Source organism: Actinomyces polynesiensis, from assembly GCF_000820725.1.
GTDB lineage: Bacteria > Actinomycetota > Actinomycetes > Actinomycetales > Actinomycetaceae > Pauljensenia > Pauljensenia polynesiensis.
In genome coordinates, this window is sequence record NZ_CCXH01000223.1 from 1 (window position 1) to 6934 (window position 6934).

Annotated in this window: 8 protein-coding genes, 1 tRNA gene and 1 pseudogene; 8 read left to right on the top strand and 2 right to left on the bottom strand. The window is 71.8% G+C overall.

Going from position 1 to position 6934, the window contains the following annotated elements:
- From TA90_RS15185 to TA90_RS09515, 4 genes are all read left to right on the top strand, one after another.
- Positions 1 to 593 (top strand): FtsB family cell division protein (locus tag TA90_RS15185; protein WP_052450722.1); only part of this gene is annotated, 593 nt, incomplete at its 5' end.
- A 10-nt stretch (positions 594 to 603) separates the two neighbouring features.
- On the top strand, positions 604 to 1110 hold the full coding sequence (locus TA90_RS09505) for a DUF501 domain-containing protein (RefSeq protein WP_043535966.1): 507 nt from the start codon (positions 604 to 606) through the stop codon (positions 1108 to 1110).
- A 122-nt stretch (positions 1111 to 1232) separates the two neighbouring features.
- Positions 1233 to 2198, top strand: a complete 966-nt coding sequence (locus TA90_RS09510) for a Ppx/GppA phosphatase family protein (RefSeq protein ID WP_043535973.1) — start codon at positions 1233 to 1235, stop codon at positions 2196 to 2198.
- A 74-nt stretch (positions 2199 to 2272) separates the two neighbouring features.
- A tRNA-Leu gene (locus TA90_RS09515) sits at positions 2273 to 2346 on the top strand.
- Between the two features lie 29 nt (positions 2347 to 2375).
- Here TA90_RS09515 and TA90_RS09520 read toward each other — a convergent pair.
- The gene (locus TA90_RS09520; protein WP_043535967.1) at positions 2376 to 3005 is read right to left on the bottom strand and encodes a TetR/AcrR family transcriptional regulator C-terminal domain-containing protein; all 630 of its coding nucleotides are present in this window, start codon (positions 3003 to 3005) and stop codon (positions 2376 to 2378) included.
- 67 nt (positions 3006 to 3072) lie between these two features.
- On the opposite strand from TA90_RS09520, the gene TA90_RS09525 reads away from it, so the two are divergent.
- The 3 genes from TA90_RS09525 to TA90_RS09535 all read left to right on the top strand — a co-directional run bounded on the left by TA90_RS09525 (position 3073) and on the right by TA90_RS09535 (position 5707).
- Positions 3073 to 4038, top strand: a complete 966-nt coding sequence (locus TA90_RS09525; RefSeq protein ID WP_043535968.1) for a zinc-binding alcohol dehydrogenase family protein — start codon at positions 3073 to 3075, stop codon at positions 4036 to 4038.
- Positions 4039 to 4320: 282 nt separating this feature from the next.
- Positions 4321 to 5247 (top strand): Bax inhibitor-1/YccA family protein, encoded by a 927-nt coding sequence (locus TA90_RS09530; RefSeq protein ID WP_043535969.1) that lies wholly within the window; start codon positions 4321 to 4323, stop codon positions 5245 to 5247.
- Between the two features lie 61 nt (positions 5248 to 5308).
- Positions 5309 to 5707: an FKBP-type peptidyl-prolyl cis-trans isomerase gene (locus TA90_RS09535; RefSeq protein WP_043535970.1), complete on the top strand. Its 399-nt coding sequence runs from the start codon at positions 5309 to 5311 to the stop codon at positions 5705 to 5707.
- A gap of 162 nt (positions 5708 to 5869) precedes the next feature.
- Here TA90_RS09535 and msrA read toward each other — a convergent pair whose 3' ends face one another.
- Entirely contained in the window at positions 5870 to 6496 is a 627-nt protein-coding gene (msrA, locus tag TA90_RS09540; RefSeq protein WP_052450723.1) for a peptide-methionine (S)-S-oxide reductase MsrA, read from the bottom strand.
- A 180-nt stretch (positions 6497 to 6676) separates the two neighbouring features.
- On the opposite strand from msrA, the pseudogene TA90_RS09545 reads away from it, so the two are divergent.
- Positions 6677 to 6934 (top strand): annotated as a pseudogene (locus tag TA90_RS09545) (hypothetical protein); the annotation flags it as partial.

Sequence of the window (6934 nt, forward strand, 5' to 3'; positions counted from 1 at the left end):
CGGACGGCGCCACTGCGTCCGCAGGCGGGCGGCAGACCGGGTCGTCGGGAACGCAGGGCCGCCCTCGTCCGCGGACGACCACCAGCGCTCGCACCACCACCGGCGCACGCACGACCGCCACGCGGCGTCCCGGACCAGGCCGCAGGGGCCGCGCCGAGAACGGGGACACGCCCCGCGGGAAGCGGACGCACCCCACCCTCAGCTTCGGTGGCCTGACGATCTCCGTGCGTCTCCTCGGCATCGCGGTGCTCGCCTCGGTGCTCGCGGTCATGCTCGTCCCCTCGCTGTTCCAGTGGTGGCGCCAGGAGCAGGACCTGCGCGACATCACCGCGCGGGTGGCAGCGGCCGAGGAGCACAACGCCGACATGCGCAACCAGCTCGACCTGTGGAAGGACCCCGACTACATCGCCTCGCAGGCCCGCTCCAGGCTGGGCTACGTGCTGCCCGGGGAGACCCAGTACACTGTCGTGGACCCCGGCACGGACCAGGACGGAGCCTCCCAGATCGCCGCCGCCGAGCCCGACGGGCCGGCGCGCCCCTGGGTGCAGGTCCTCACCGCCTCACTGTCGGAGGCCGACTCACCGAGGAAGTGATCCACACACCATGCCGCACGAGATCGACCCGGCCACGCCCGCGGACATCGAGACCCTGCGCGGGCAACTGGGGCGCGTCCCCCGTGGTGTCGTGGGCATCGGGGCGCGCTGCGTGTGCGGGCGGCCCACCGTGGTCGTCACGGCACCGAGGCTCGAGGACGGCACCCCCTTCCCGACCACCTTCTACCTGACCTGCCCCCCGGCGGTCCGGGGCTGCTCCACGCTGGAGGCCGAGCACCTCATGGAGGACCTCAACGCGTGGCTCCGGGAGGACGAGGGCGTCGCCGAGGCCTACCGGGCCGCACATGAGGACTACCTGGTCCGTCGACGTGAGCTGGGGGAGGTCCCCGAGATCGAACACGTCTCCGCCGGGGGCATGCCCACGCGTGTGAAGTGTCTCCACGCACTGGTGGGCCACGCCCTCGTGGCGGGTCCCGGGGTCAACCCGGTGGGGGACCGTGCCCTGGTGGTGCTCGCCGAGCGCGGCCTGTGGCGCGTCGACCGCTGCACCTGCTGAGCACCCGCGCGGGTGACACGCGTCCGGGTCCGGCGCGCGCTGGCGCGGTGGGGCGGGGGCCGGCGCCGGCCGGGGACCAAGGTGTCCGGGGTACGGCGGTCGCGATGTGGGAGGATGATCGGGTGACCCGAGTAGCTGCCATCGACTGTGGGACCAACTCCATCCGACTCCTCGTCGCCGACGTCTCGTGGGAGGAGGGGCCCGGGTGGACACGCATCCCCCGTCTGCACGACCTCACCCGGCAGATGCGCATCGTGCGCCTGGGACAGGGGGTCGACCGCACCGGGGTGCTCGACCCCGCGGCCATCGAGCGCACCCTCGAGGCCACCCGTGAGTACGCGGAGATGATCGACCGCCTCGGCGCGGACTCCATCCGCTTCGTGTCGACGTCGGCCACGCGTGACGCCTCCAACCGGGGGGACTTCGTGGAGGGCGTGCGCCGTGTGCTCGGTGTCGTCCCCGAGGTCGTGCCGGGCACCGAGGAGGCGGCTCTGTCCTTCCGCGGCGCGATCAGCGGTGTGGACCCCGCCGCACCGCGACCGCTGCTGGTGGTCGACATCGGGGGCGGGTCGACCGAACTGGTGCTGGGCCGCGACGCGGTCGAGCAGTCGGTGTCCGTCAACATGGGATCCGTGCGCGTGACCGAGAAGCTCCTCCAGGCCGGGGTGGACGCACACTCGGAGGCGTCTGCGGTGTCCTGGATCGACGCCCAGCTCGATGCCGCGGAGGACCACGTCGACCTGTCACAGGTGGGGACCTTGGTGGGCGTGGCCGGGACCGTCACCACGATCACCGCCCAGGCGCTGGGCCTCACCAGCTACCAGCCGGAGCGCATCGACGGGGCCGACCTGACGCTGGACCGGGTCGACGCCGCCGTGCGCTTCATGGTCGAGGAACCCGTGCCGGTCAAGGCCGCCCTCGGTTTCATGCCCCAGGGGCGCGAGGACGTCATCGCCGCGGGGGCGCTGATCTGGAGCCGCGTCATCGCGCGCGTCGTGGAGCGCGCGGCGACCCGCGGGCACGCCATCGACCACGTGCTGACCTCGGAGCACGACATCCTCGACGGGATCGCCCTGTCGCAGGTCTGACCCACTCCTCCCGCCCGTCCCCGTCCCCGGGGCGCACCCCTCGCGGTGGGCCGTCTGGGACGGGGGCGGACCCGGCCCCCATAGCCCAATCGGCAGAGGCATCCGACTTAAAATCGGCTCAGTCCGGGTTCGAGTCCCGGTGGGGGCACGTCTCCGACACCGTCTCCGCGGGCGCGCTCAATGCCCGGGCGTCCGCACCCCGGCGAGCAGGATGTCGAGCAGGTCCTCGAACGTCGTGTCGGGGTCCCCGAATGCCTGCCGTCCGAACTGCGCGGCCAGTGGGTGCTGGTCAGCGTCGATCCGCGCGTCCCTCTCCTCGAGGTCGTAGCGTCCGTCGGAGCTCTGCCTGACCTCCTGCTCCTCGATGCAGAAGCCGAGCGTGAAGTCGTACACGAGCTGCCAGGACAGTGCTGCACGGCGTGGGTCGAGGCCCTGGGCGGCGAGTGCCCCCAGGTTCTGCTCCTGCGAGACGAGCAGCGAGGAGTCCGTCATGTACGCACCGCCGAACACCTTGGCGCCGTCGCGCACGCCGAGCAGGGTCGAGCGCATCACCGTGGCGAAGGCGCGCAGCTCCTCCCCCCAGTCCGTTGAGGCGTTGGTCGGGGCCCCGGCCAGGATCCGGCGCCACAGCTCGGTGGACATCCCATCGAGGAGGTCCTGCTTGCCGCGCACGTGCCAGTAGAGGGCAGGGGCCCGGACACCGAGCCTGGAGGCAACGGCGCGGACGGTGAGACCGGTGAGCCCGACCTCGTCGAGCACCTCGAAGGCCGCCCCGACGATCGAGCCCCGGCTGAGTTTCTGCGTCACCTTGACAGTTTAACAGTGTTAAGGGAAGATCCCACCTGAGTGCATTTAACAGCGTTAAGGAGTGGTCGTGAAGGCTGCAGTCGTCGCATCCCCCGGCAGGGTCCCGCAGTACACGGAGGTCCCCGACCCGGCCGTCGCCGAGGGGCACGAGCTCGTCGACCTCGTCGCCGCCGGGCTCCACCCCATCGTCCGCGGGCTGGCCAGTGGCGGGCACTACGGGAGCTCGGGGACCTGGCCGATGGTCCCGGGCCTGGACGCGGTCGCACGCCGCGGGGACGGCACGCTGGTCTACACGGGCGGTGTGACCCCGCCCGACGGAACCTTCGCCGAACGCATGTCGGTCCCTACCGCCTTCCGCTTCCCGCTGCCCGAGGGCGCCGATCCGACGCAAGTCGTGGGCGGGATGAACTCGGGGATGGCATCGTGGATGCCCCTGGTCTCCCGCCGCGGGGAACTCGGCGGACGCGGACTGGGCACCGTGCTGGTTCTCGGGGCAACGGGGGTGGCGGGGGACCTCGCCGTGCAGAACGCAGGTGTCCTCGGCGCCACGGCCGTCGTGGCGGTGGGTCGTGACCGGGCCCGCCTGGCGCGGGTGGACCGGGCCGGGGTGCGCACGGTCGCCCTCGTGGGGGACCACGACGCCGACGCCGCCGCGATCGCGGAGGCCCTGGGAGGCACGGCCCCCTCGACGGTGCTCGACTTCGTCTGGGGACCGGTGGCCGAGGCGGTCTTCGCGGCGATGTCGCGGCACGGGCTCGAGGAGGACACCGCTGACGTCCTCCACGTGGAGATCGGTGCCGCTGCCGGGGCGACGGCGGCACTTCCCGCAGCCCTCCTGCGCAGCCGCCACTACCGGGTGCAGGGGAGCGGGGCGGGCTCGGCTTCCGTGGAGGGGCTCCTCGGTGAGCTGCCCCGATACATCGACCTCCTGGCGAGCGGGCAGGTGGTGGCGCCGGTGCGGACGATGCCCCTGTCGCGCGTCGCGGAGGCCTGGCACACCGGCTCCGGTGAGAGGATCGTCCTCACCGTCTGAGACCGTGTCCGGGCCCCGGGCCCCGGGCCCCGTGCCCCGTGCCCCGGGCAGCGGACAGCGGGCGCGGCCGTCGGGTCGGACCAGGGAGTGGATGCCGACAGCGGACGCCGGTGGGTGGAGCGGGATGGGGTCCGGGTGCGTCGGTGGCCCGGGGCTCCGGACGAGGGCGGCCCCTGCGCGCGGAGCACCTCCGCCGAGGGCGGAATCCGGGGGTACCGCTGGCGCCGGCGCCACGGACATGACAGATTTGACGTGAATGACCAGCAACCCCACGGAGGAGACATGGCCAACCCGGTGTTCGACCGTCTGCAATCGGAGTGGAAGGAGACCACCCCGGCGGGCTATCCGACGATGCCCGGGTACCAGGCCGGATCCGCGGGTGGAGGCGCATCGACCACCAACCCCTACGCAGCCGCCGGCGCTGCCCAGGCCTCACAGCGTGGCCAGGTCCCGACCTTCGACCAGCGAGCCCTCGACGAGGCCGAGCAGGCCTACGCCGGTCCGTCCGCAGATGCGGTGGACCGCGGTCGGATGACCTATGACGACGTCGTCGTCAAGACGGCCCTGCTCTTCGCCGTGCTCGTGGTGGCCGCCGCCGGGACCTGGATGGTCACCGTCGCCAACCCGGGTCTCGGTGCGCTCCTCATGAGCGCCGGTGTGCTGGTGGGCTTCGTGCTCGCCATGGTCAACATCTTCTCGAAGACCATCCGCCCCGCCCTGATCCTCGCCTACGCGGTGGCCCAGGGCCTCGCGATGGGTGGACTGTCCGCGGTCATGGAGGCCCAGTACGACGGCATCGTCGCCCAGGCCGTCGTGGCGACCGCCTCGGTCTTCCTCGTCACCCTGGTCCTCTTCGCCTCGGGCCGGGTCCGCAACTCCCCCAAGCTCGCCCGCTTCACCCTGATCGCCCTCATCGGGATCCTGCTGTACAGCGTCCTGAACTGGGTGCTCACCCTCACCGGCGCCTTCTCGACCGCGGGCGGGATGAACGACGCCACCCTGTTCGGGCTCTCGCTCGGAACGGCTGTGGGTCTGCTGGCCGTCCTGATCGGCGCGGCCTGCCTGATCCAGGACTTCGACCAGGCCAAGGTGGGTGTGGCGATGGGCGCTCCCGCGAAGTTCGCGTGGTCCTGCGCCTTCGGGCTCATGGTCACCCTGGTGTGGATGTACGTCGAGATCCTCCAGCTGCTGGCCCGCATGCGGAACTGAGCGGACCCCGTTCCCGACGTCCGTCCCCCGACCCGACCCGCCTTCCCTTCCAGGAGATCCCATGGAGAACATCACCGTCACCGGCGACTTCGGTCGCAAGCCCGCCCTCGAGTTCACGGGCTCCGGCCCCTCGGAGGACCTCCTCGTCGAGGTCCTGCACGAGGGCGACGGCCCGGAGGTCGAGCCCGGCGACCAGATCCAGTGCCACTACCTGGGTCAGGTCTGGGGAGGTGACGTCTTCGACAACTCCTACGACCGGGGCCAGGCACTCGCCTTCCAGATCGGCGTCGGGATGGTGATCCGCGGATGGGATGACGGGCTGGTGGGCCAGAAGGTCGGTTCCCGTGTGCTCCTGTCGATCCCGTCGGAGTACGGCTACGGGGACCGCGGCGTCCCCCAGGCCGGCATCGGCGGGGGAGACACTCTGGTGTTCGTCACCGACATCCTCGGGGCGCACTGACTCCCATCACCCCCCCCGCGAAGTCCGTCCCTTTCCGGGGTCGAGGTCCGTCCTTCCGCTCTCAGCACGTGCGGAGGGGCGGACTTCCTCGTGTCCGGAGCGGACCTCAGTGGGAGAACAGAGCGGACCTCAGTGTGGGAACAGAGCGGACTTCGGCACCGGTCAGGCGGGGGTGTGGGGCAGGACGGGGCAGGCGATCCCGGTGCGGGTGTGGCACTGGTACCCGTCCGGGTGCTTCCACAGGTAGCCCTGGTGGTAGTCCTCCGCCTGCCAGAACGGGCCGGCCTCCTCCGCGGGTGCGATCTCGGTGGTGACGGGACCGAAGCCGCGCGCGGCGATCGCGGCGGCGTAGGCGTCCCGGGTGGCCAGGGCGGTCGTCAACTGTCCCGGGGTCGTCGTCCAGATGGCGCTGCGGTACTGGCTCCCCACGTCGTTGCCCTGCCGGTCGCCCTGGGTCGGGTCGTGGATCTCGAAGAAGACCGAGATGATGTGGGCCGCGTCCGTGCGTGAGGTGTCGTAGACGACGCGCACGGTCTCGGCGTGGCCCGTGGCGCCGGTGCAGACCTGCTCGTAGGTGGGATGGGGGGTGGTGCCGCCCATGTACCCCACCGCTGTCGCGAGGACGCCCTCGGTCTCCCAGAAGACCTTCTCGACGCCCCAGAAGCACCCGGCCGCGAGGAAGATGACCTCCCGGCCCTCTCCGGCGGGCAGGTCGAGCGGGGTGCCCAGGACCACGTGACGTCCGGGCTCGGGCTCCGCGGGGTGGATGGCATCGTGGAAGGTGAACATGGCGGTCCTCCGAAAGGTCGACTGGCCCCATTGCAGCACGTGGGTCACGCGACCGCATCCGCTCCCCGGCGACCCGAGGCGTGGCCGTCCACTGCGGGCGCCCGGACCGGGAGACCGCGGGGGACGTCCCCCGGGCGTGCCTGTACCCTTCCCACAGATGCCCACAGGGAGGAATGTCCGATGAGTCCACGTGTGCCCACCGGGGGGAGGGGCCGCTTCGGCGCGCTCTTCGACCGGCTCTCGGCCCAGCGCGGCGAGGTCAACGACGACTTCTCCGCCGAGGAGGCTGTGAAGTTCCACGACCAGAGCCCCCTGCGCGCGCACGCTGACGCCGCGTCCGCGGTCTCGTGGCCCCTGCGCGTGGCCTCGGCCTGGTCGTGGCGCGCCCTGCTGGTGGCGGCCGCCACTGCGGCCGGCGTCTGGATCGCGATGGAACTC

Excerpts from the sequence above, each read along its gene's own strand:
- TA90_RS09505 (WP_043535966.1), top strand. The coding sequence starts at position 604 with ATGCCGCACGAGATCGACCCGGCCACGCCCGCGGACATCGAGACCCTG.
- TA90_RS09530 (WP_043535969.1), top strand. The coding sequence starts at position 4,321 with ATGGCCAACCCGGTGTTCGACCGTCTGCAATCGGAGTGGAAGGAGACC.
- TA90_RS09535 (WP_043535970.1), top strand. The coding sequence starts at position 5,309 with ATGGAGAACATCACCGTCACCGGCGACTTCGGTCGCAAGCCCGCCCTC.
- msrA (WP_052450723.1), bottom strand. The coding sequence starts at position 6,496 with ATGTTCACCTTCCACGATGCCATCCACCCCGCGGAGCCCGAGCCCGGA.